The organism is Streptomyces sp. NBC_00236 (assembly GCF_036195045.1).
In the GTDB taxonomy this organism is placed as follows: Bacteria; Actinomycetota; Actinomycetes; order Streptomycetales; family Streptomycetaceae; genus Streptomyces.
The window spans coordinates 7,535,253-7,555,577 of record NZ_CP108100.1 but is presented as its reverse complement, the minus strand read 5'-3'; the positions used below and the strand labels follow the sequence as shown (position 1 = coordinate 7,555,577).

The 20,325-nt window shown below is 70.7% G+C and carries 18 protein-coding genes; all 18 read right to left on the bottom strand.

Annotated features, from left to right (window positions below; genetic code table 11):
- Positions 1-39 precede the first annotated feature (39 nt).
- A complete protein-coding gene (locus tag OG446_RS33635) occupies positions 40-216 on the bottom strand; it encodes a DUF6126 family protein (protein ID WP_168713529.1) in 177 nt (58 codons plus the stop codon).
- A 47-nt stretch (positions 217-263) separates the two neighbouring features.
- Positions 264-872: a helix-turn-helix domain-containing protein gene (locus tag OG446_RS33630; protein WP_328897572.1), complete on the bottom strand. Its 609-nt coding sequence runs from the start codon at positions 870-872 to the stop codon at positions 264-266.
- 84 nt (positions 873-956) lie between these two features.
- The gene (locus tag OG446_RS33625) at positions 957-2,354 is read right to left on the bottom strand and encodes an aspartate aminotransferase family protein (protein WP_328897571.1); all 1,398 of its coding nucleotides are present in this window, start codon (positions 2,352-2,354) and stop codon (positions 957-959) included.
- Entirely contained in the window at positions 2,351-4,279 is a 1,929-nt protein-coding gene (dxs, locus tag OG446_RS33620) for a 1-deoxy-D-xylulose-5-phosphate synthase (RefSeq protein ID WP_328897570.1), read from the bottom strand. Before dxs ends, OG446_RS33625 begins: the two co-directional genes overlap by 4 nt.
- A 173-nt stretch (positions 4,280-4,452) precedes the next feature.
- A complete protein-coding gene (gene hpnH / locus OG446_RS33615; RefSeq protein WP_328897569.1) occupies positions 4,453-5,472 on the bottom strand; it encodes an adenosyl-hopene transferase HpnH in 1,020 nt (339 codons plus the stop codon).
- Between the two features lie 5 nt (positions 5,473-5,477).
- Positions 5,478-6,137, bottom strand: coding sequence for a phosphorylase family protein (locus tag OG446_RS33610; protein ID WP_328897568.1), 660 nt, complete (start codon positions 6,135-6,137; stop codon positions 5,478-5,480).
- Positions 6,137-8,140 (bottom strand): squalene--hopene cyclase, encoded by a 2,004-nt coding sequence (gene shc / locus OG446_RS33605; protein ID WP_328897567.1) that lies wholly within the window; start codon positions 8,138-8,140, stop codon positions 6,137-6,139. Before shc ends, OG446_RS33610 begins: the two co-directional genes overlap by 1 nt.
- 107 nt (positions 8,141-8,247) lie before the next feature.
- Positions 8,248-9,351: a polyprenyl synthetase family protein gene (locus OG446_RS33600; RefSeq protein ID WP_328897566.1), complete on the bottom strand. Its 1,104-nt coding sequence runs from the start codon at positions 9,349-9,351 to the stop codon at positions 8,248-8,250.
- Positions 9,348-10,736 (bottom strand): hydroxysqualene dehydroxylase HpnE, encoded by a 1,389-nt coding sequence (hpnE, locus tag OG446_RS33595; protein WP_328897565.1) that lies wholly within the window; start codon positions 10,734-10,736, stop codon positions 9,348-9,350. Before hpnE ends, OG446_RS33600 begins: the two co-directional genes overlap by 4 nt.
- 119 nt (positions 10,737-10,855) lie before the next feature.
- Positions 10,856-11,776, bottom strand: a complete 921-nt coding sequence (gene hpnD / locus OG446_RS33590) for a presqualene diphosphate synthase HpnD (RefSeq protein WP_328897564.1) — start codon at positions 11,774-11,776, stop codon at positions 10,856-10,858.
- A gap of 29 nt (positions 11,777-11,805) precedes the next feature.
- Positions 11,806-12,726, bottom strand: coding sequence for a squalene synthase HpnC (gene hpnC, locus OG446_RS33585; RefSeq protein ID WP_328897563.1), 921 nt, complete (start codon positions 12,724-12,726; stop codon positions 11,806-11,808).
- Positions 12,727-13,172: 446 nt separating this feature from the next.
- Complete coding sequence (locus OG446_RS33580; protein WP_326656260.1) at positions 13,173-13,958, bottom strand: ABC transporter ATP-binding protein; 786 nt, start codon at positions 13,956-13,958, stop codon at positions 13,173-13,175.
- Positions 13,951-14,880, bottom strand: a complete 930-nt coding sequence (locus tag OG446_RS33575) for an ABC transporter permease (RefSeq protein WP_328897562.1) — start codon at positions 14,878-14,880, stop codon at positions 13,951-13,953. The genes OG446_RS33580 and OG446_RS33575 overlap by 8 nt, the downstream gene beginning before the upstream one ends.
- Positions 14,881-14,988: 108 nt before the next feature.
- Positions 14,989-15,861, bottom strand: coding sequence for a glycosyltransferase family 2 protein (locus OG446_RS33570; RefSeq protein ID WP_328897561.1), 873 nt, complete (start codon positions 15,859-15,861; stop codon positions 14,989-14,991).
- 8 nt (positions 15,862-15,869) lie between these two features.
- Positions 15,870-16,649 (bottom strand): CDP-alcohol phosphatidyltransferase family protein, encoded by a 780-nt coding sequence (locus OG446_RS33565; protein ID WP_148016970.1) that lies wholly within the window; start codon positions 16,647-16,649, stop codon positions 15,870-15,872.
- Positions 16,627-17,688, bottom strand: a complete 1,062-nt coding sequence (locus OG446_RS33560) for an iron-containing alcohol dehydrogenase family protein (protein WP_148016969.1) — start codon at positions 17,686-17,688, stop codon at positions 16,627-16,629. Before OG446_RS33560 ends, OG446_RS33565 begins: the two co-directional genes overlap by 23 nt.
- Positions 17,676-18,413, bottom strand: a complete 738-nt coding sequence (locus tag OG446_RS33555) for a phosphocholine cytidylyltransferase family protein (RefSeq protein WP_328897560.1) — start codon at positions 18,411-18,413, stop codon at positions 17,676-17,678. Before OG446_RS33555 ends, OG446_RS33560 begins: the two co-directional genes overlap by 13 nt.
- Positions 18,410-20,185 carry a DUF5941 domain-containing protein gene (locus OG446_RS33550; protein ID WP_389260210.1) on the bottom strand — a complete coding sequence of 592 codons (1,776 nt, stop codon included), beginning with the start codon at positions 20,183-20,185 and terminating at the stop codon, positions 18,410-18,412. Before OG446_RS33550 ends, OG446_RS33555 begins: the two co-directional genes overlap by 4 nt.
- Between the last annotated feature and the right edge of the window lie 140 nt (positions 20,186-20,325).

The following is a 20,325-nucleotide window of genomic DNA, read 5'->3' as shown; positions in this document are numbered from 1 at the left end:
TGCCCGCCCGGCGGCTGCCCGACTCGCCCGTCCGCCCGCCTACTGGTTGTGCATCCCCACGGCGAACAACAGATAGAGGAAGCCGGCGATGACGTGCCCGGCCACCAGGTAGGCGAAGAGCCTGATGACGAGCCCGCGGGGCATCTTCTTCTCCTGCGGGTCGTAGTTCTTGGGCCGGCCCGGGCCGAGCGGGTCGTAGTTCTCGGAATCGGACATGACAGGTCCTCTCTGGCGACCGGCTGGCCGGTGGCGACGACAGCGCCTCAGCGACGGTGGATCCCGCTGCCGAGACACAGCTCGGCAGCGGGGCTCTGCAGCAGGGTGTGGACGAAGAGCAGCTCGGCACCGTCACGGTCGAGGGCCGCGATCCGGTGCGGAGTGAGCGAATCGAAGTGCGCGCTGTCGCCCGGGGCGAGGTCATGGACCGTCTCGCCGAGGGTCACCCTGAGGTGCCCGGCCAGGACGTAGAGCCACTCCTCGCCGGGGTGCACGCGCACCAGGTCCCCCTGGGCGCCGTAAGGGACCCGGACGCGCAGGGCCTGCATCGCCCGGCCCGGGCCGCCGGCCTGCTGGTACATCCAGCCGTCGGCCTCGGCGCCCTCGAACCTGCGGCCCCGGACGATCGCGTCACGTTCCGGGGGGATCTCGCCGAGCAGCTCGGAGACCGTCGTACCGTAGATCCTGGCGAGCCCGAGCAGCATCGGCAGCGAGGGCTGGCGCCGGCCCGTTTCGAGCCGGGACAGGTGGGCGGGCGAGAGTCCGGCCCGTTGGGCGGCGGTCTCCAGGGTGAGACCACGGCTGCGGCGCAGCTCGCGCAGGCGTGGTGCGACCCCGGGCAGCTCGTCGGCCGCCCCGCCTTCTGGAGGATTCATGTCTCCATTGGGCCAGGACCTTTCCTCGGAGGCAAATTTCTTGCCTCCGAGGCAATCTTTGAAGGGGCCGGCCCATCGGGCGGGTCAGCGGTTGGCGACGGCCTGCTTCACCAGGGTCCGCCCGAAGTCCCACATCAGTCCGCCGCCACTGTGTGCGTCGTCCATCACCGCCGTGAACGCGGCCACAAAGCGGTCCACGTCCGCCTCGTCGATCACCAACGGCGGAATCAGCTTGATCACTTCGAGGTGGTCGCCGGAGACCTGCGTCAGGATCCGGTGCTTCTGGAGCAGCGGCACCACCACCATCTGCGCGAACAGTCCCTTGCGGGCCGCCTGCAGCATGGTCCAGCGGCTGCGCAGTTTCAGCGAGGACGGCCGGCCGAACTCGATGCCGATCATCAGCCCGCGCCCCCGCACCTCGTGCAGCAGCTCGTACTGCCCGACGAGCGCGGCCAGCCGATCGCGGAGCAGGTCACCGGTGCGGCGCGCGTTCGCCACCGTCTCCTCGTCCTCCATCACGGCGAGGACCGCGAGTCCGGCCGCCATCGCCTGGGCGTTGGAACCGAAGCTCGCGGAGTGGACCAGGACCCGGTCCATCGACGAGTAGACGCGTTTGAAGATCCAGTCCTTGCCGAGGGTCGCCCCGACGGGCACGTAGCCGCCGGAGAGCGCCTTGGCGACGCACACCAGGTCGGGTTCCACGCCCTCCTCGTGCTGGTACGCGTAGAAGTCCCCGGTCCTGCCCAGGCCGGTCTGCACCTCGTCCGCGATGAGCAGGGCCTTGTGCTTGTGCAGCAGTTCCTGGGCCTGGCGCAGGAAGCCGGGCGGCGAGGCGTGCACGCCCTTGCCCTGGATCGGTTCGACGACGAGACCCGCCACGTCGCCGCGCTTCAGCTCGCGGCGCAGGGCGTCGAGGTCACCGAGCTCGATGGCGGTGTCGGGCAGCAGCGGGGCGAAGCCGTCCCGGAAACCGGCCTCGCCGTTGACGGAGAGCGAGCCGGTGGTGAGCCCGTGGAAGGCGTGCGTGCAGTACAGGATCCTCGGTTTGCCGGTGGCGTACCGGGCGAACTTGAGGGCCGTCTCCACCGCCTCCGTGCCGCTGTTGCCGAAGAAGACCCGGTCCAGGTGCGGACTGTGCGTGAGCAGCTTCTCGGCCAGCAGTCCCGGCAGCGGCTGGCAGTCGAAGCGGGTGAGGTCGGCCAGCGAGGCGTCCAGGACGTCGTGCAGCGCCTTGCGTACGACGGGGTGGTGCCGGCCGAGCCCCATCACCCCGAAACCGGCGAGCATGTCCAGGTAGTCGTTGCCGTCCGCGTCCCAGAAGTGCGCGCCCTCGGCCCGTTCGTAGACCTTGTCGAAGCCGATGGTGTGCAGCATGCGCGGGAGCTGGTGGTTGAGGTACTTGGTGTGCAGCTCGTAGCGTTCGGCGCCGCGCTCCGCGAGGAGCCGCGCCACATCGAAGCCCTTGGGCCCGTCGTCCTTCATGCCCCGCTCTCCTTGTGCCCGTTGCCCCGGGCGTGGTGTCCCCTGCCGGCGGCCGTGTCCCCGGTGGCCAGCGCGGCGCTGATCCGGCCCGCGATCTCGACCGGTGTGAGCCCGATGTCGGCCAGGATCTCGGCCCGTTTCCCATGGGCGAGGAACTGGTCGGGAATCCCGAACGTCCGCAGCGGTACGTCGACCCCGGCGTCCCGCAGCGCCTGCCCCACGGCCCAGCCGACGCCTCCGGCACGGCTGTTGTCCTCGACGACGGCGACGAGGCGGTGCTGTGCGGCAAGCGGCGCAAGGTGTTCGTCGACCGGCTTCACCCAGCGGGGGTCGACCACCGTGCAGCGGATGCGGGCGCCCGTCAGCAGATCGGCGGCCTGCAGGCAGACCGGCGCCATCACGCCGACCGCGACCAGCAGCACGTCGGCGTCCTGTGCGCCGTGCAGGACGTCCATGCCGCCGATGGTGCCGATCGCGGGGACCGGCTCCCCCACCGATTCCTTGGGGAACCGGATCAGGGTCGGTGCGTCGTCGACGTCGACGGCCTCGCGCAGTGCGGCGCGCAGCCGGTCGGCGTCGCGCGGCGCGGCGATCCTGAGGCCCGGCACGACCTGGAGGACGGACATGTCCCACATGCCGTTGTGGGAGGCCCCGTCGGGCCCGGTGACCCCGGCCCGGTCGAGCACGAACGTGACGCCGCACCGGTGCAGGGCGACGTCCATCAGCAGCTGGTCGAAGGCCCGGTTGAGGAAGGTGGCGTACACGGCGACGACCGGGTGCAGTCCCCCGGTCGCCAGTCCGGCGGCCGAGACCGTCGCGTGCTGCTCGGCGATCCCGACGTCCCAGACCCGGTCGGGAAACGCCTCGGCGAACTTCGTCAGCCCGACGGGATGCAGCATGGCCGCCGTGAGGGCCACGACGTCCCTCCGCTCCGCGCCGATCGCCGCGATCTCGTCCCCGAACACGGAGGTCCAGGACGGACCGGCAGCGGGTGCGAGCGGGGCACAGGTCAGCGGGTCCATCGCGCCGACGGTGTGGAACCGGTCGGCCTCGTCCCGGAGGGCGGGGAGGTAGCCGCGGCCCTTCTCCGTGATGCAGTGCACGAGCACGGGGCCGTGGAAGCGTTTGGCACGGTGGAGTGCGGACTCGACGGCAGCGGTGTCGTGGCCGTCGATCGGTCCGACGTACTTCAGGCCGAGGTCCTCGAACATGCCCTGCGGGGCGAAGGTGTCCTTGAACCCCTTCTTGGCGCCGTGCAGCGACTCGTACAGCGGCTGCCCGATGACGGGTGTCTGCTGGAGGACTCCCTTGCCCCAGGACAGGAAGCGCTCGTATCCGTCGGTGGTACGCAGGGTGGAGAGGTGGTTGGCGAGGCCGCCGATCGTCGGGGCGTAGGAGCGCTCGTTGTCGTTGACGACGATGACCAGCGGGCGGTCCCCGGCGGCGGCGATGTTGTTCAGTGCCTCCCAGGCCATCCCGCCGGTGAGCGCCCCGTCACCGATGACCGCGACGACGTGGTCGGGCCGGCCGAGGAGTTCGTTCGCCTTGGCGAGACCGTCGGCCCAGCCGAGCACGGTGGAGGCGTGCGAGTTCTCGATGACGTCGTGCTCGGACTCGGCGCGCGAGGGGTAGCCGGAGAGGCCGCCCTTGCCGCGCAGCTTGGAGAAGTCCTGCCGCCCGGTGAGGAGCTTGTGTACGTAGCTCTGGTGACCGGTGTCCCACAGGATCCGGTCCACCGGGGAGTCGAAGACCCGGTGCAGGGCGATGGAGAGCTCCACCACCCCGAGGTTGGGGCCGAGATGGCCACCGGTCCTGGCCACTGCATGGACGAGGAACTTCCTGATGTCCTCGGCGAGTTCGCCGAGCTGCGGTTCGTTCAGTGCCTTGAGATCGTGTGGCCCCCGGATGGACTGCAGCAGCGTCATGCCCGGGCCCCCTCTCTGGTCCTGTTGTCGGCTCACGATGACGGCTGGGACCCCCGGTGCGCGTTCCCACCGACTGCCGCCGGGCCCGGCCCGGACGCGCCGCACGGTGCGTCCGGGCCGGGCCGGCGGAACGGGGAGAGCCGGTGCGTGCCGGCTCTCCCGCGGTCATCACGTCACCGGTTTCCGCCGATGGTCTCCCGCGCCGCGCGCAAGGACTCCTTCAACGACCCCATGGTGGCGAGGACGGCGGTGGGCTCGTAGCCGCAGTGCGCCATGCAGTTGGCGCAGCGCGGGTCCTTGCCGCGGCCGTACTTGTCCCAGTCCGTCTCCTCGATGAGCTGCCGGTACGTCGGCACGTAGCCATCGCTCATGAGGTAGCAGGGCCGCTGCCAGCCGAACAGGGAGTAGTTCGGAATGGCCCAGGCCGTGCACGGGAAGTCCGCCTTGCCCTCCAGGAAGTCCAGGAAGAGCGGCGAGTGGTTCAGGCGCCACCTGGCCCGGTTGCCGCCCGCGAAGGACTTCTTGAACAGCTCGCGGGTCTGTTCGACACCCAGGAAGTGCTCCTGGTCGGGTGCCTTCTCATAGGCGTAGGCGGGCGAGATCATCATCTCGTCGACCTTCAGGTCGTCGTTGAGGAAGTTGAGGACCTCGATGATGGTCTGGGGTGTGTCGGTGTTGAAGAACGTCGAGTTGGTCGTGACGCGGAAGCCGCGCTGCTTGGCCTCCTTCATGGCCGCGACCGCCTCGTCGAACACCCCTTCCTTGGCGACCGATTCGTCGTGACGCTCGCGCAGCCCGTCGATGTGGACGGCGAACGCGAAGTAGGGCGACGGGGTGAACTTCTCGAGCTTCTTGCGCATCAGCATCGCGTTGGTGCAGAGGAAGACGTACTTCTTCTTCGCCACCAGCTGCCGGACGATCTCGTCGATCTGCGGATGCATCAGCGGCTCGCCGCCCGCGATGGAAACCATCGGGGCGCCCGATTCGAGCACGGCGCCGACGGCCTGAGCCACCGGCATGCGCTGCTTGAGGACTCCGGCCGGGTGCTGGATCTTCCCGCAGCCCTCGCAGGCGAGGTTGCAGGCGAACAACGGCTCCAGCTCGACAATCAACGGGAACTTCTCCCGCTTTCGGAGCTTCTGTTCAATGAGGTACGTCGCAACCTTGATGGACTGACGGAGCGGCATGGCCATCTAGCTCACCTCCTGGGGAGCAGCAAAGATCGGTGCCATTCATAGAAAGCCGGCAGGACGGCACGGAGAACGCGGAAAGCTGATATTCCACCGCGGACCGTGCCGATGCGGACGAGCTCATGCTCCGGAGCGTCCACGACCACCCGTACGGCCGCAACCGGGCGTGGCCCGGACCGCAGGGCGATGCGCAGGGTCGCGGCGGACTCCATGTCCACCGCGATCGCTCCGGTGGCCCGCAGACCGGCCCGCTCATGCCCTCGTACGACATGGTCGGAGCCGGTCAGCGGACCGGTGTGGACGGTGCGTCCGGGTACGGCCCTGGCAAGTGCGTCGGCAAGAAGTTCCGTACCGGTGCAGGCGTCCGACTGCCCGGCTGTCCGGGTCTCGTCGGCCACCACCAGGTCGCCGGGGTGCATACCGGGTGCGAGCCCGGCGCAGAATCCCGAGGCGATGACGGCGGCGCCGGCTGCCCGGCCCTCGCCGAGCGCCCTCGCCACCGCCGTCTCGGCCGCCTTCGGCCCCATGCCCGTACGCAGTACGGTCACGGGGCCCGGGGCGGTGCCCGCCCTGGCCCTGCCGGTGCGCAGGGCCAGGTGTTCGATGCCCAGCGCGCAGGCGATGAGCAGCGGGGCGGTGGGGCCGGCCGGCCCCGGGGCATCGCCCATCAGGCCCCCTCGCGGACCGCCGTGCGGCCGGCGAACGGGTCGCCGTGCACGTACCGTCCGAGTGCGGTCAGGGGGAAGACCTGCCGGTAGAGGTGGTAGTTGATGGAGAAGTCCCAGGGGAAGCCGGTACCGGTGAAGTACGGCTCGTCCCAGGAGCCGTCGGCCAGCTGGGTCTCGGCCAGCCAGGCGATGCCCCGTGAGACGGCCACGGTGTCCCGCCGGCCGGCCGCGAGGAGCGCCAGCAGTGCCCAGGCGGTCTGGGACGCCGTCGAGGCTCCGTGGCCGATCCACTTGTCCTCGTTGTAGGAGCGCAGGTCCTCGCCCCATCCGCCGTCGTCGTTCTGGACGGATTCCAGCCAGCCGACCGCGCGCCGGATGGAGGGGTGCGAGGCGGGCAGTCCCGCGGCGACCAGGGCGGGCACCACCGACCCGGTTCCGTAGACGTAGTTGACGCCCCAGCGACCGAACCAGCCGCCGGCCGCGTCCTGTTCGGCGAGGAGCCACTCGATGCCCCGCCGGGTCGCGGGGTGAGCGGAGTGGCCCTCGATGGCGAGCATCTCCACCACGTGCCCGGTGACGTCGGCGGACGGGGGGTCGATGACCTCGCCGAAGTCGCAGAACGGCAGCCGGTTGGGGAACGCGCTGGTGTTGTCGGCGTCGAAGGCACCCCAGGCGCCGTTACGGGACTGCATCCCGACGTTCCAGCGCACGCCGCGCTCGATGGCGGCCTCGACCCGCGCCTGGTCCGGATGGCGGACCCGGCGCAGCGCGAGGACCACTTCCGCGGTGTCGTCGATATCGGGGTAGTTGTCGTTGTGGAACTCGAACGCCCAGCCGCCCGGGGCCAGTTGGGGCCTGCGCACCGACCAGTCGCCGGGCCTGGCGATCTCCTCGCCCAGCATCCAGTCGGCCGCCTTCACCAGCGCGGGGTGGTCGGCGCCGACCCCGGCGTCGGCGAGTGCGATGGTGGCGAGGCAGGTGTCCCAGACCGGGGACTGGCAGGCCTCGATCATGCGGGCGCCGTCCTCGCGCCAGACCGCGAACCGGTCGAGGGACTCGAGTCCGGCCCGCATCACCGGGTGGTCGAGGTCGTATCCGAGCAGGTGCAGGGCGATGACGGAGTACACGGCGGGTGGCTGGATGCCGCCCCAGCAGCCGTCGTTCTCCTGGCGTTCGATGATCCAGCGGGCGGCCGCGTTCATGGCGACCCGGCGCAGTCTGCGCGGGGCGAACCGGTGATAGACGTGCAGCGCCTTGTCGAGGCGCTGGAAGACACCGTCCCAGCTGGCTGCCGGGGCGGGGCGGCGGGCGGGGTTCGGTTCGTCCGGATCGGTGTGCAGCTCGTCCAGGGCGAAGGGCGCGGGCCGTACCGGCCGCTTCGCGGAGACGATGGTGAGCGGCACGATGGTCTGGCGGGCCCAGCAGCCGAAATCGTAGATGTTGAGCGGGACCCACTTGGGAAAGAACATCAGCTCGGGCGGGAGCTCCGGCAGGTCGTCCCATTTCCACCAGCCGAAGAGGGCCAGCCAGATCCGGGTGAACACGCGGCTCGCCGCGATCCCGCCCTGCTCCCTGACCCATCCCGCGGCGCGGGCCATGTGCGGTTCGTCCGGGCGGTCCCCCGCCAGACGCAGCGCGACGTAGGCCTCGATGGTGGCGGAGAGATCTCCGGGGCCGCCGTGGAAGGTGGCCCAGGTGCCGTCGCCGAGCTGTTCGCCGCGGATGAAGCGGCCGGCCGCCTGGACCGTGGCGGGATCCTGAATACCGAGGAACTGCCGGAGCAGGAGGTCCTCGGCGTCCATGGTGACGTTGGTGGCGAGGTCGCCCTTCCACCAGCCCTGCTCGTCCTGCCTGCCGAGGAGGTGCTCCACCGAGCGTTCCGCGGCCCGCCGCGCGACGGCGAGTACGTCGTCCGCGGCGATGGTTGATTCGGTTGTCGGACTACTGGCCGAGGCTGCCCGGGGGTCCACAGCCCCGGAGCTTCCGTCGGTCGTCGCTGTCATGGCTTCCCCTTCGTGCAGTTGGTCCTCTGCTGTGCTGGGGTCTCCGTCGGCCGGCGCCCGTGACGGGCACCGGCCGGCGACTGCGAGTCATATGGAGCAGATGGTCATCATCTCTTTCGTACGACGACGAAGTCCGCGAGCGCCGTGAGCTGCGCCCGCACGGTTTCGGGCATGTCCACACCATGCAGCGCCTCGATGGCGACCGCATGCTGACGACGGGCCTCCTGGGCGGTCCACTCGCGGCCGCCCGCCTCCTCGATGAGCGCCGCACGGGCGGCGAACTCCTCTTCGGAGAAGCTGTCGAAGTCGTTGCTCTTCGCGTCGGCGGCGAGCAGTTCGCCCAGGCGCTCCGAGGCCGGTCCGCCCGCGGCGAGCGCGGCGACGACCGGCAGGGACTTCTTGCGCTGGCGCAGATCGCTCCAGGTCTGCTTGCCGGTGGACTCCGGGTCGCCCCAGATCCCGAGCAGGTCGTCGACCGCCTGGAAGGCGAGGCCGAGGTGGTAGCCGTACGCCTCCAGGACGTCGGCGGTCCGGTCGTCGGCACCGCCGAGCACCGCGCCGATGGAGCAGGCGCAGGCGAGCAGGGCGCCCGTCTTGTTGCCCTCCATCTCCAGGCACTCCTCGACGGTGACCCGCTCGCGGTGCTCGTAGGAGATGTCCTGGGCCTGGCCGTCGATGAGCTTACGGGTGGCCGTGGTCAGCCGGCGGGCCGCGCGGCCCGCCTCGACGGTGCCGAGCTCCAGCAGGATCTCGTTGGCCAGCGCGAACAACGCGTCGCCGACGAGGATCGCCTGGGCGGGGCCGTGCACCTTCCACACCGTGTCACGGTGGCGCCGCTGCTCGTCGCCGTCCATCAGGTCGTCGTGCAGCAGCGAGAAGTTGTGCACGAGTTCGACGGCCACCGCGCCGGGGATGCCTGCCTCGGCGGCGGCGCCGGCCGCCTCCGCGGACAGCAGGGCCAGCGCCGGGCGGACGGCCTTGCCGCCGTCGCCGTCGGAGGGCCTGCCCTGGGCATCGATCCAGCCGAAGTGATACGCGGCCACGGTGTCCATGGGCGGTGCGAGCCGGTCAACGGCGGCCCGGAGCACCGGCGCGGAAAGGGCCCGTCCGCGCTCCAGAAGCGCGGTGACGTCCGTGGTGTCCGCCACGGTGTCGGAAGCCGGATTCGCCGGGGTCACTGACTCTCCTCTTGTTCCGGTGGTACTGCTCATGCCGCCTCCTGCAGCGGATGTTCGTGGGGGCGGCCGAGCGCCAGGAGTGCGGCGTCCGCGGCGCCGGCACCGCTACGGACGGCGCCCTCCATGGTGGCGGGCCAGCCGGTGGCGGTCCACGCGCCGGCCAGGAAGAGGCCGGGGGCGCGGGTGCGCGTCCCCGGTCGCAGCCGGCCGACGCCGGGCGCGGGGGCGAAGGTCGCCGTCCGCTCCCGGGTGACGAAGAAGTCCCTGATCCCGGCCCCGCGGGCGGCGGGCAGCAGCCGCTCCAGCTCGGGCAGGTAGCGCGCCCGGAGCTCGGCGACGGGCAGCTCGATCTCCTCGTGGGCGGCGGACTGGGAGACCGCGAGGTACTGGCCGGGCCCGGTGAGGCCGGAGGCCGCGGTCCGGTCGAAGACCCACTGCACCGGCGAGCCGAGCGCGGCGAAGAACGGCTGCCTGAGCACCTTGCGGTCGTAGACCACGTGCACGTTCAGAATCGGCGAGGTGCCGATCTCCAGCAGCCGCTCCGGTGCGTCGAGCGCGCCCTCGGGCAGCAGGTCGTGGGCCTCGCGCTGGGGCACGGCCAGCACGACGGTGTCCGCCTCGATCCGCTCGGCGCCGGTGTCGACCACCCAGCGTCCGTCGTCGGTGCGGGTCAGCGCGCCGGCCTTCGTCCGCAGTTCGGTGCGGACGCCGGCGGAGTCCAGGGCCTTGCGGCTGAGGGTGTCGTGGACGTCCCCGAGCGGCACGGAGGCCCAGCCGATGTCGGCTGCGCCGGGCTCGGAGAGGAGGCCTGTCTTGAAGACCTTCGCGGCGAGCGCGAGCGAGGAGTTCGGTGCGGTGGCGTTCAGCGTCGCCACGCCGACGAGATCCCAGAGTGCCTCGACGGTGCGGGGCGACTGGCCGTGCCGGGCGAGCCAGCTGCCGAAGTCGGTGTCGTCGAGTGCGGGGTCGTCGGGGTCCAGCCGGCCGAGGGCCAGCGCGGCCCGACCGACGCTCGCGCGCTCGGCGAGCGAGAGGTGCGGATAGGCGGCGAGTCCGGCGGCGAGGTGGAGCGGGACCGGGAGGCCGTTGCGGCGCAGCCGTCCGAGGCGGGGGCCCGCAAGCCGTCCCACGTCGAGAACGGGCACGTCCAAACGGTTTTGCAACGGCGCCAGCGCCGCCCCGTCGACCCGGTCGAGGAACCAGCGGTAGGCGGTGCAGCAGCGCAGATAGACATGCTGGCCGTTGTCGACCGTCAGCTCGCCGCGCCGGAAGGAGAAGGCGAGGCCGCCGAGCCGGGGCCGTCCTTCGAGCAGGGTCACGTCAAGCCCGGCGTCGGCCAGCCGCAGGGCCGCCGTCATGCCCGCGAGCCCGCCCCCGATCACGACCGCGCGCGAGGAACGCGGGGCGTCGTCCGTCATGCGTCCCCCTCTTGCCAGGTCTTTTCAGTCAGGGACGCATGCACACGGCAGAGGGTTGCCCGCGGCACGGAGTGATCATCCATGATGCACATGGTGCGCGAAATGTCCGTGTGAGGCACTCAGACACGCCCCCTGATCGTGCGGCGCGAGATGTGGCGCGCATCGAGGCCCGACAGACCGCGCACCGCCACGTACGCCTTCTCGTGGCCCGGCAGCGAGACCCGTCCGCGCAGCACCGCCTCGGGGTCGCGCTCGATCCGGTCCAGGAGCCGCCGGTAGATGCCGGCCATGGCCGCCACACAGGCGCCGCTGCGCCGGTCGAGCATCGGCAGCAGACGGTAGCCCTCGGCGAAGAGGGCCCGGGCACGCCGGACCTCGAAGTGGACGAGCCCGGCGAAGTCGGAACCGGGCGGCGGGGTGGCCCGGTGGAAGCCGGCGGAGCAGCCGAACTTGGCCAGGTCGTCGGCGGGCAGATAGGTACGCCCGTTGCCCGCGTCCTCGCGCACGTCGCGCAGGATGTTCGTCAGCTGGAGCGCGAGGCCGAGCGTGTCGGCGTACTCGGCGGCGCGCTCGGCGCCCGGGGCGCCGGGTTCCGTACCGAAGACGCCCAGGCTGAGGCGGCCGATGGCGCCCGCGACGCACCGGCAGTAGATCTTGAGGTCGTCCCACGTCTCGTAGGTCGCGCCGCGCACGTCCATCAGCACGCCGTCGATGAGCTCGTCGAGCCCTTCGAGCGGCAGCGGGAAGCGGCGGGCGGCGTCGGCGAGCGCGACGGCCACCGGGTCGGTGTCGTCCTCGTCGACCGCTCCGCCGCGGATCCGGTCCAGCACCGCGCGGGTGCCCTCCAGGCGGACGCGCTTGGTCTCCGGCTCCAGTTCGCCGTCACCGATGTCGTCGACCCGCCGGGAGAAGGCGTACAGGGCCGACATGGCCTGCCGCTTCTCGACGGGCAGCAGCCTGATGCCGTACGCGAAGTTACGCGCCTGCTGTCCGGTGACCGCCTCGCAGTAACTGTATGCGGCCTGTACCGGTGCCGACATGTACGTCGTCTGTCCCTCCACGGTCCGGCTCACCCCTCTCTACGCGCTCTTCGCAAAACAACTCCCACCTCGCGCAGCAGGCTGGGCTTGGTGGGTTTGGGGGGTCCGGGCAGTACGTCGAACCCGGCGGCCGCGATCGCGGTGAGGGCGGCACGCCCCCCTCCCACGAATCCGGCGAGAAGCAGCTTGAGCCTGCCGTGGACGCTACCCACCAGAGGGGGGCCTTCATTCAGCAGGTACCCGGCGCGTTCGGCCTCGTACGCGATCAGCGCCCGCACCGCCGCGCCCCCGGAGGGAGCCGCCAGGTCGGATTCGGTGACATGGAACCTGGCCATGTCGTCGGCCGGCAGATAGATCCGGTCGCGGCCGAGGTCCTCGGTGACGTCCTGCAGATGCTCGACGATCTGCAGCGCGGTGCAGACGGCGTCGGAGCGGCGGACGCGTTCGGGACTGGCGGTGCCGGTCAGCTGGAGGACCAGGCGGCCGACGGGGTTCGCGGAGAGCTCGCAGTAGGCGAGGAGCTCCTCGTACGTCCCGTAGCGGCGGATCTTCTGGTCCTGCCGGTTGGCCTCGATGAGGCCGAGAAAGGGCTCGGGGGTGAGTGCGCGGCGCCGCACGGTGGGACGCAGTGCCTGCAGGAGGGGGTGGTGCGGGGTTTCGCCGGTGGTGGCGAAGATCCTTCGCAGGTCCTTCTCCAGCGCGTCGAGCATCGCGAGCCGGTCCTCGCCCTCGGCCGGGTCGAGACCGAGGTGCCGGGCGTCGGCTCCGCCGGGAGCGAGGTCACCGTCGCCGATGTCGTCGACGAGCCGGGCGAAACCGTAGACGGCCATCAGGTCGTCGCGCCAGGCGCGCGGCAGGAAGAAGGGGGCCACCGGAAAGTTCTCGTCGGCGGCCTTGTCAAGGGTTCCGGGTACGGCGGAATCAAGCCGCGTCTGCGGGGTACGGGTCACTGCGGACCGCCCTGCGCGAGGACGGCGTGAGTACCTCGGAGCTGGAGATCTTCCGTCATAGCCGTCACATCTCCCGTTCTACACTGCCGACCCAAAACATCCCATTCCGGACACGCCGCCCGCTCTCCCGAGTGCGGAGGACGACGACGAGCCGTCCTCCCAGGCGGTATCGCCCCACTTGCCACGAATCAGCACCGGTACAGCTTACGTTGTACAACGCTCATCCATACGCCGGGGTGTGGGGCGCGCAACACCTGCGCGCTTCGCCCTGTCAACTTTCCCCTTGTGCAAGGAAATTGACGTCATCCGGCGGGAGGAGATCGTGCCGGTCGCCGTACGACGAGCCGTGGACGTCCGGGAGGCGGCCGACGATCCGGAAGCAGCGCAGCGGCCTTTGCCGGAAGGCTCCGGCAAAGGCCGCTGCGGTACGCGACTTCGGTGACGCCCTACTTGCCCGTCTCGCGCTCGTACGCCTTCAGGACCTCGTCGGTCGGACCGTCCATCAGCAGTTCGCCCTTTTCCAGCCACAGCACCCGGTCGCAGGTGTCCCTGATCGACTTGTTGCTGTGGCTGACGAGGAAGACGGTGCCGGCCTCCTTGCGGAGCTCCCGGATGCGCTCCTCGGAGCGGATCTGGAACTTGCGGTCACCGGTCGCCAGCGCCTCGTCGATCATGAGGACGTCGTGGTTCTTGGCGGCGGCGATGGAGAAGCGCAGCCGCGCCGCCATGCCGGAGGAGTACGTCCGCATCGGCAGGGTGATGAAGTCACCCTTCTCGTTGATACCGGAGAAGTCGACGATGCTCTGGTACCGCTCGCGGATCTCCTCGCGGCTCATTCCCATGGCGAGCCCGCCGAGCACGACGTTGCGCTCGCCCGTCAGGTCGCTCATCAGCGCCGCGTTCACGCCGAGCAGCGAGGGCTGCCCGTCCGTGTACACCTTGCCGCTCTCGGTCGGCAGCAGCCCGGCGATGGCCCGCAGCAGGGTGGACTTGCCGGAGCCGTTCGTTCCGATGAGACCGATGGCCTCGCCGCGGTAGGAGGTGAAGGAGACGCCGCGCACGGCGTGCACCTTGCGGACACCCCGCTCCTCGCCCTTGCCGCGGCGCAGTATCCGGCTCAGTGCCGCGGTGGCGCCGCCCTTGCCACCGCCGCCGCCGTTGACGCGGTACACGATGTGCACGTCGTCGGCGATCACGGTGGGGATGCGCCCCGCGGTGTTGTCCTCAGCCACGGCCGTACCGCTCCTCTGCCTTCCAGAAGTACACGAAGCCCAGGGCACCCACCAGGAGCGCCCAGGCCAGACCCGCCACCCAGACGTGCGCCGGCAGGTTCTCGGAGCCGTACCCGTCGATCATCGCGAACCGGATCAGGTCCATGTAGATGGCTGCCGGGTTGTACTGCAGCACGTCTGCGATCCAGGCCGGCTTGTCGGCGAGCATGATCGGGATGGAGAACATGACGCCGGAGGCGTACATCCAGGTCCGCATGACGAACGGCATCAGCTGCGCCAGGTCGGGCGTCTTGGCCCCGAGCCTCGCCATGATCAGCGCCAGTCCGGTGTTGAAGAGGAACTGCATGGCCAGCGCGGGAATCACCAGCAGCCAGGAAAGGCTCGGATAGCTGCCGAGTCCCGCGGTCACCGCGACCAGCACGATCATCGAGTACAGCAGCTGCTGGAGCTGCTGGAGGGAGAACGAAATGGGCAGCGAGGCGCGCGGGAAGTGCAGCGCCCGCACCAGGCCGAGGTTGCCGGAGATCGCGCGGACCCCGGCCATCACCGAGCTCTGGGTGAAGGTGAAGACGAAGACCCCGGTCACCAGGAACGGGATGAAGACCTCCGGTTCCATCCCCTTCTTCGTGCCGAGGATCACTCCGAAGATGACGAAGTACACCCCGGCGTTCAGGAGCGGGGTGGCCACCTGCCACAACTGGCCCAGCTTGGCCTGGCTGTACTGGGCGGTCAGCTTGGCCCTGGAGAACGCCATGATGAAGTGGCGTCGCCCGCGGAGCTGGCGCACGTACTCGAAGAGCCCGGGCCGGGCGCCGCTGACCGTCAGGCCGTACTTCGCGGCCAGATCGGCTGGGCTCAGGCCGTCGTCGGCCGAGGGCGGGGTGCTCAACGCAACAGCACCGTCATGGGTTGTGTCACTCACCAGATGAAACTCTCGTATTCAAAACGCGCGGCCAGTCGCGGGCGCGGCTCAGGGCGGACAGGTCCCGACAAGAAAATTTACGCCTCATGCTCCCAGAGGCGAACCCTCTCAGATCACCGGAGGCCGGCCGAGTCTGGTCAGCCGCCACACCGTACGCCACTTCATCGGGCGCCGCGGTCCGCAGGGTGTCGACCAGCCTTCCCGGAAGCCGCCGAACCATGCCTTCAGCGCCGGGCCCGAGGGCTTGCGGAGCAGGGTCAGCAGCAGCCACACCCCGAGATACACGGGGACCAGGGGCGCGGGGAGGTTGCGCCGCGCCAGCCAGACCCGGTTCCGGGCGACCATGCGGTGGTAGACGGCATGGCGGGACGGAGCGGTCGTGGGGTGGTTGAGGACCATGTCCGCGCGGTAGTCGATCAGCCAGCCGGCGTCCAGTGCCCGCCAGGCGAGATCGGTCTCCTCGTGCGCGTAGAAGAAGTCGCCCGGCAGCGGGCCGACCTCGGCGATGACCCGGGTGCGTACGGCGTTGGCGCCGCCGAGGAAGGTCGTCACCCGTGACGAGCGCATCGGGTCCGCGGCACGCAGCCGCGGCACATGGCGGCGCTGGGTCTCGCCGGTGTCCGGGTCGGCGATCCGGAAGCTGATGATGCCGAGCTTCGGATCGGCCTCGAACGCCTGCCGGCACAGCTCGGCGGTGTCGGTGAGCGGCAGATGCCCGTCGTCGTCGAGGAAGAGCAGGGCGTCGACGTCGGCACCGGACGGGCCGAAGGCCTCGATGCCCACGTTGCGTCCGCCGGGGATGCCCAGGTTCTCGGGCAGCTCGACGGTCCGTACGCCTACGGGCACCTCCGGGACGGCGGAGCCGTTGCCGACGACGACCACCTCGATCCGGTCGCCGTCCTGCGCGGCGACCGAATCGAGCAGGGCGCGCAGCTCGGCCGGGCGGTTGCCCATCGTGATGATGACCGCGCCGAGTTTCATGGGGGAGCTCACTTCAGCCTGCTCGATGCCAGGACCGACACGAGGTGGAGGAGGGTCTGCAGCAGGGCGATCCCGGCCAGCACCGCGACCGCGAGGCGGCTGAAGAAGAGGTCGTCCCTGACCGCGTCGAGGACGGCCGCGACCAGAATGACCAGCGATGCCTCGACGCACAGGATCAGCCGGTGGAACTTGAGCGCACCGGCGGCCCGGCGGGCGAACGCCATGCCGGAGGAGCGCGGCTCGGATGCGGACTCCTTGACCGGCGGCAGCCCGCCCTGGTGGCGTGCGACCCCTACCAGGTCGGTCTCGGCCTTGATCAGGATGGCGCCCAGCGCGGCGAGCGTACCCAGGAAGGCCCACAGCCAGTCGATCCGCCCGGTGCCCCACAGGTCGGCGGCGCGCAGGCCGAAGCCGACCAGCACGGCGGCGTCACAGAGATAGGCGCCGACCCGGTCCAGGTAGACCCCGCCCAGGGAGAACTGCTTCTTCCAGCGGGCGAGCTCGCCGTCGACACAGTCCAGCAGCAGGTAGAGCTGGACCATGAGGACGCCGAGCAGCGCGCCGGGGATGCCCGGGACGAGCAGGGCCGGAGCGGCGAGCACACCGGCGACGGTCATCAGGTAGGTCAGCTGGTTGGGCGTCACCTTGGTGTTCACCAGGTACCGGTCCACACGCAGCGAGACCTCGCGCATGTATATCCGGCCCGCCCAGTGTTCACCGCTGCGCCGGTCCTTGACGCCCGGGGGGTGAACGACAGGGCGGAGTTCAGCTACTGATGGTCTTGGCATAGTCGGCGTACGCGTCCCTGATCTGGTCGGTGGACAGGTTGAGGTGCTCCAGGACCGTGAAACGTCCCGGACGGGTCTGCGGGGCGTAGTCGACGGCCTGGACGAACTCGTCGACGGTGAAGCCGATCTCCTCGGGCACGACCGGCAGGCCGTGCCGGCGCAGGACCTCGGCGAAGAGGCCGGACTCCTCGCGGGCGCCGCGCAGGTGCATGGCGAAGGCGGCGCCGAGGCCGACCTGCTCGCCGTGGCTGGCGGCCCGCTTGGGGAAGAGCAGGTCGAAGGCGTGGCTGATCTCGTGGCAGGCGCCGGACGACGGGCGGGTGTCTCCGCTGATCGAGATGGCGATGCCGGAGAGCACCAGCGACTCGGCCAGGACCGTGAGGAACTCGTCGTCGGCGACGGTGCCGGGGTGCCGCAGGACGGCTTCGCCGGCGGTACGGGCCATGGCGGCGGCCAGTCCGTCGATCTGCTCGTTGTTGACCTGGTGCGAGAGCTCCCAGTCGGCGATCGCGGAGATGTTGGAGATCGCGTCGCCGACGCCGGAGCGCACGAAGCGGTCCGGGGCCTGGCGGATCACCGAGAGGTCGATGACCATGGCGATCGGCATCGGGACCCCGTAGGAGCCCCGGCCGTTGTCGTTGTCCAGGGTGGCGACGGGCGAGCAGAGACCGTCGTGGGCGAGGTTCGTGGCGACCGAGACGAGCGGCAGGCCGACCCGGGCCGCGGCGTACTTCGCCACGTCGATGATCTTGCCGCCGCCGAGGCCGACCACGGCGTCGTAGCGCTTGCCCTTGATGTCGTCGGCCAGCTTCACGGCGGCGTCGATGTTGCCGCCGGCGACGCAGTACCAGTCGGCGCCCGGCAGGGCCGGGGCGAGCGTCTCGCGCAGGGCCTGCCCGGAGCCGCCGCTGATGGCGATCGCGAGCTTGCCGGATGCGGAGATCCGCTGGTCGACGAGGAGACCGGCCAGGTCGTCCATGGCGCCCCGGCTGATGTCGACGAAGACCGGGGACGGAATGAGTCGGGTCAGTACTGGCACGCGATCTCCCTGCCCTTCGCGAGGTCGTCGTGGTTGTCGATCTCGACCCAGGTGACCTCGCCGATGGGGGCCACGTCGACGGTGAAGCCGCGGTTGACGAGTTCCTGGTAGCCGTCCTCGTAGTAGAGGTCCGGGTCGCGTTCGAACGTCGCCTTGAGTGCGTCGGCGAGCTCCTCGGCGGCCTCGGCCTCGATGAGGGTGACGCCGATGTACTCGCCCGTGGCGGTGGCCGGGTCCATCAGCTTCGTGATCCGCTGCACGCCCTTGTCACCGTCGGTGATGACCTTCATCTCCTCGTCGGCGAGGTTCTTCACCGTGTCGAGGGCGAGGATGATCTTCTGGCCCTTGCCGCGCGCGTCCAGCAGGGTCCGCTCGACGGAGACGGGGTGGACGGTGTCGCCGTTGGCGAGGATCACTCCGCGCTTGAGGACCTCACGGGCGCACCACAGGGAGTAGGCGTTGTTCCACTCCTCGGCCTTGTCGTTGTCGACGAGGGTGAGCTTCAGGCCGTACTTCGCCTCCAGCTCCTCCTTGCGGTCGTAGACCGCTTCCTTGCGGTAACCGACGACGATCGCGACCTCGGTGAGCCCGATCTCGGCGAAGTTGGCCAGCGTGAGGTCGAGGACCGTCTTCTCGCCGTCCACCGGCACGAGGGCCTTGGGGAGCGTGTCGGTGTAGGGGCGCAGGCGCCGTCCTGCGCCGGCTGCCAGTACGAGGCCGATCATGCGGGTTCTCCTTCGTCGTGAACGGCGGGCGCCCCGGAGGACACCCAGAAACGGATGGATTCCACGAGCACGACCAGTGCCACGGCAACCGCGAGGGCGGTGAGGGCCACGGTGAAGTCGGAGGCCCCCGTGAGTACGGCGGCGAGTACGGCCACCACCAGGGTCCGGCCCTCGTGACCGCCGATCGTGCGCACCAGCCACTGCGGCGGGGCGCCGGTGCCGCCTCGGATGCGGTACACCGTGTCGTAGTGATGGTAGGCGACCGCCGAGACCAGGCCGAAGGCCGCGGGAAGCGCACCGTCGACGTCGCTGCGCGCGGCCAGGATGAGGATCGTGCAGTACTCCGCCGCCCGGAAGACGGGGGGTACGAGCCAGTCGAGTGCGCCCTTGAGCGGGCGGGCGACGGCTACGCCGGAGCAGATCGCGTAGAAGACGGCTGCGGCGATCATCTGCCGGCTGCCGAAGGGCTGCTGCAGTGCGGCCGCGATCAGTGCGCCGGTTCCGACGACCGCCACCACGGGGGCGCTCCAGGCGCCGGGGATCCGGGGGCCGCGGGCCGCCACGAGTTCGGCGACCGGACCGGAGTCGGCGAGGTCGGCGAGTGCCTGGGCGGCGCGGTCGGTGCGGCGGGCCTTGCGGGTCAGGGACCGCAGCAGCCGGCCGGCGGTGGTGTAGCAGGCCGCGAAGGTACAGCCGACGAGCAGCGCGTAGAACACGATCCGCGGGGTGGTCACCGCGGTCAGCACCGCGATCATCGCCCAGCGCTCACCGATCGGGAGCACGATCATGCGGCGCACCCAGACCGTCCAGCCGACGCTGTCGAGCTTGTCGGAGAGGGCGGCGGTGGGGCTGGAGTTCGCGACCGCGTCGTGGTTCGCCTCGTTGAACGAGAAGTCGATCACGTGGCGGCAGGACTGGAGCACCATCGCGCCGAGCGCCAGCGCCCAGACGTCGTCACCGCCGCGTGCCGCGCCGAGGGCGAGGCCCGCGTAGTAGGCGTACTCCTTGGCCCGGTCGAAGGTGGCGTCGAGCCAGGCGCCCATCGTCGAGTACTGCAGCGAGTAGCGGGCGAGCTGCCCGTCGGTGCAGTCCAGCACGAAGGAGAAGAGGAGGAGCAGCCCGGCGGCGACGTAGCCGCCGCGGGTGCCGGTGGCGGCGCAGCCGGCCGCGACCAGCGCGGTCAGCAGGGACGCGGTGGTGACCTGGTTCGGGGTGAACCCGCGACGCGCGCACCAGCGGGCGATGTAGCGCGAGTACGGGCTGATGCAGTACGTGGTGAAGAAGCCGTCGCGGGCCTTCACGGCGCCGCGCAGCCGGACCGCCTCGTCGTCGACGGCGGCGACACCGGACTGCGCGGTGGCGCGTGCGGCCTCGTCCGCCGGCACGGTGGCGACGAGCGAGCCGAGCTCCGGGCGCTGGACCGCGGTGCCCTCGGCGTCCATGGTGGCGGCGAGCCGGCCGGGCACGGTGCGGTCGGTGACCGTGACGGTGCCGCCGGGCGGGCCTGTGGGAACGCCGGCGCCGACCGCCTCGGTGGTGGTGCGCAGGGCGCGGACCAGGGCGGGACGCGCCTCGGGCTGCGCGGTGAGCGCTCCGGGAACGGTGGCGGCGGGGAAGCGGGGGTCGGTCAGTCCGAGCCGTAGGGCGTGAACATGACCGACGAAGCGGGGATCGACGAGGGCGACGCGGCTCTCGGCCGGCACCGCGGACAGCAACCGGGCCGCCTCGGTGACGTCGGCGGCGGTCTGTACGTCGAAGCCCAGTGACCTCAGATCGTCCTGGAGCGAGGATCCGGGTACCGGAGCACCTGTGAGAATGGCGGTCGACAGACGAACTCACTCCTTGGTGCTGACACGGGTCGGCGCGCGACAGTGCGGCCCTGAATACGGCCGGCGGCATGTCGGCAGAGGCT

Coding starts and splice junctions, on each gene's coding strand:
- OG446_RS33635 (WP_168713529.1), bottom strand. CDS start 216: ATGTCCGATTCCGAGAACTACGACCCGCTCGGCCCGGGCCGGCCCAAG.
- OG446_RS33630 (WP_328897572.1), bottom strand. CDS start 872: ATGAATCCTCCAGAAGGCGGGGCGGCCGACGAGCTGCCCGGGGTCGCA.
- OG446_RS33625 (WP_328897571.1), bottom strand. CDS start 2,354: ATGAAGGACGACGGGCCCAAGGGCTTCGATGTGGCGCGGCTCCTCGCG.
- dxs (WP_328897570.1), bottom strand. CDS start 4,279: ATGACGCTGCTGCAGTCCATCCGGGGGCCACACGATCTCAAGGCACTG.
- hpnH (WP_328897569.1), bottom strand. CDS start 5,472: ATGGCCATGCCGCTCCGTCAGTCCATCAAGGTTGCGACGTACCTCATT.
- OG446_RS33610 (WP_328897568.1), bottom strand. CDS start 6,137: ATGGGCGATGCCCCGGGGCCGGCCGGCCCCACCGCCCCGCTGCTCATC.
- shc (WP_328897567.1), bottom strand. CDS start 8,140: ATGACAGCGACGACCGACGGAAGCTCCGGGGCTGTGGACCCCCGGGCA.
- OG446_RS33600 (WP_328897566.1), bottom strand. CDS start 9,351: ATGAGCAGTACCACCGGAACAAGAGGAGAGTCAGTGACCCCGGCGAAT.
- hpnE (WP_328897565.1), bottom strand. CDS start 10,736: ATGACGGACGACGCCCCGCGTTCCTCGCGCGCGGTCGTGATCGGGGGC.
- hpnD (WP_328897564.1), bottom strand. CDS start 11,776: ATGTCGGCACCGGTACAGGCCGCATACAGTTACTGCGAGGCGGTCACC.
- OG446_RS33570 (WP_328897561.1), bottom strand. CDS start 15,861: ATGAAACTCGGCGCGGTCATCATCACGATGGGCAACCGCCCGGCCGAG.
- OG446_RS33565 (WP_148016970.1), bottom strand. CDS start 16,649: ATGCCAAGACCATCAGTAGCTGAACTCCGCCCTGTCGTTCACCCCCCG.
- OG446_RS33555 (WP_328897560.1), bottom strand. CDS start 18,413: ATGATCGGCCTCGTACTGGCAGCCGGCGCAGGACGGCGCCTGCGCCCC.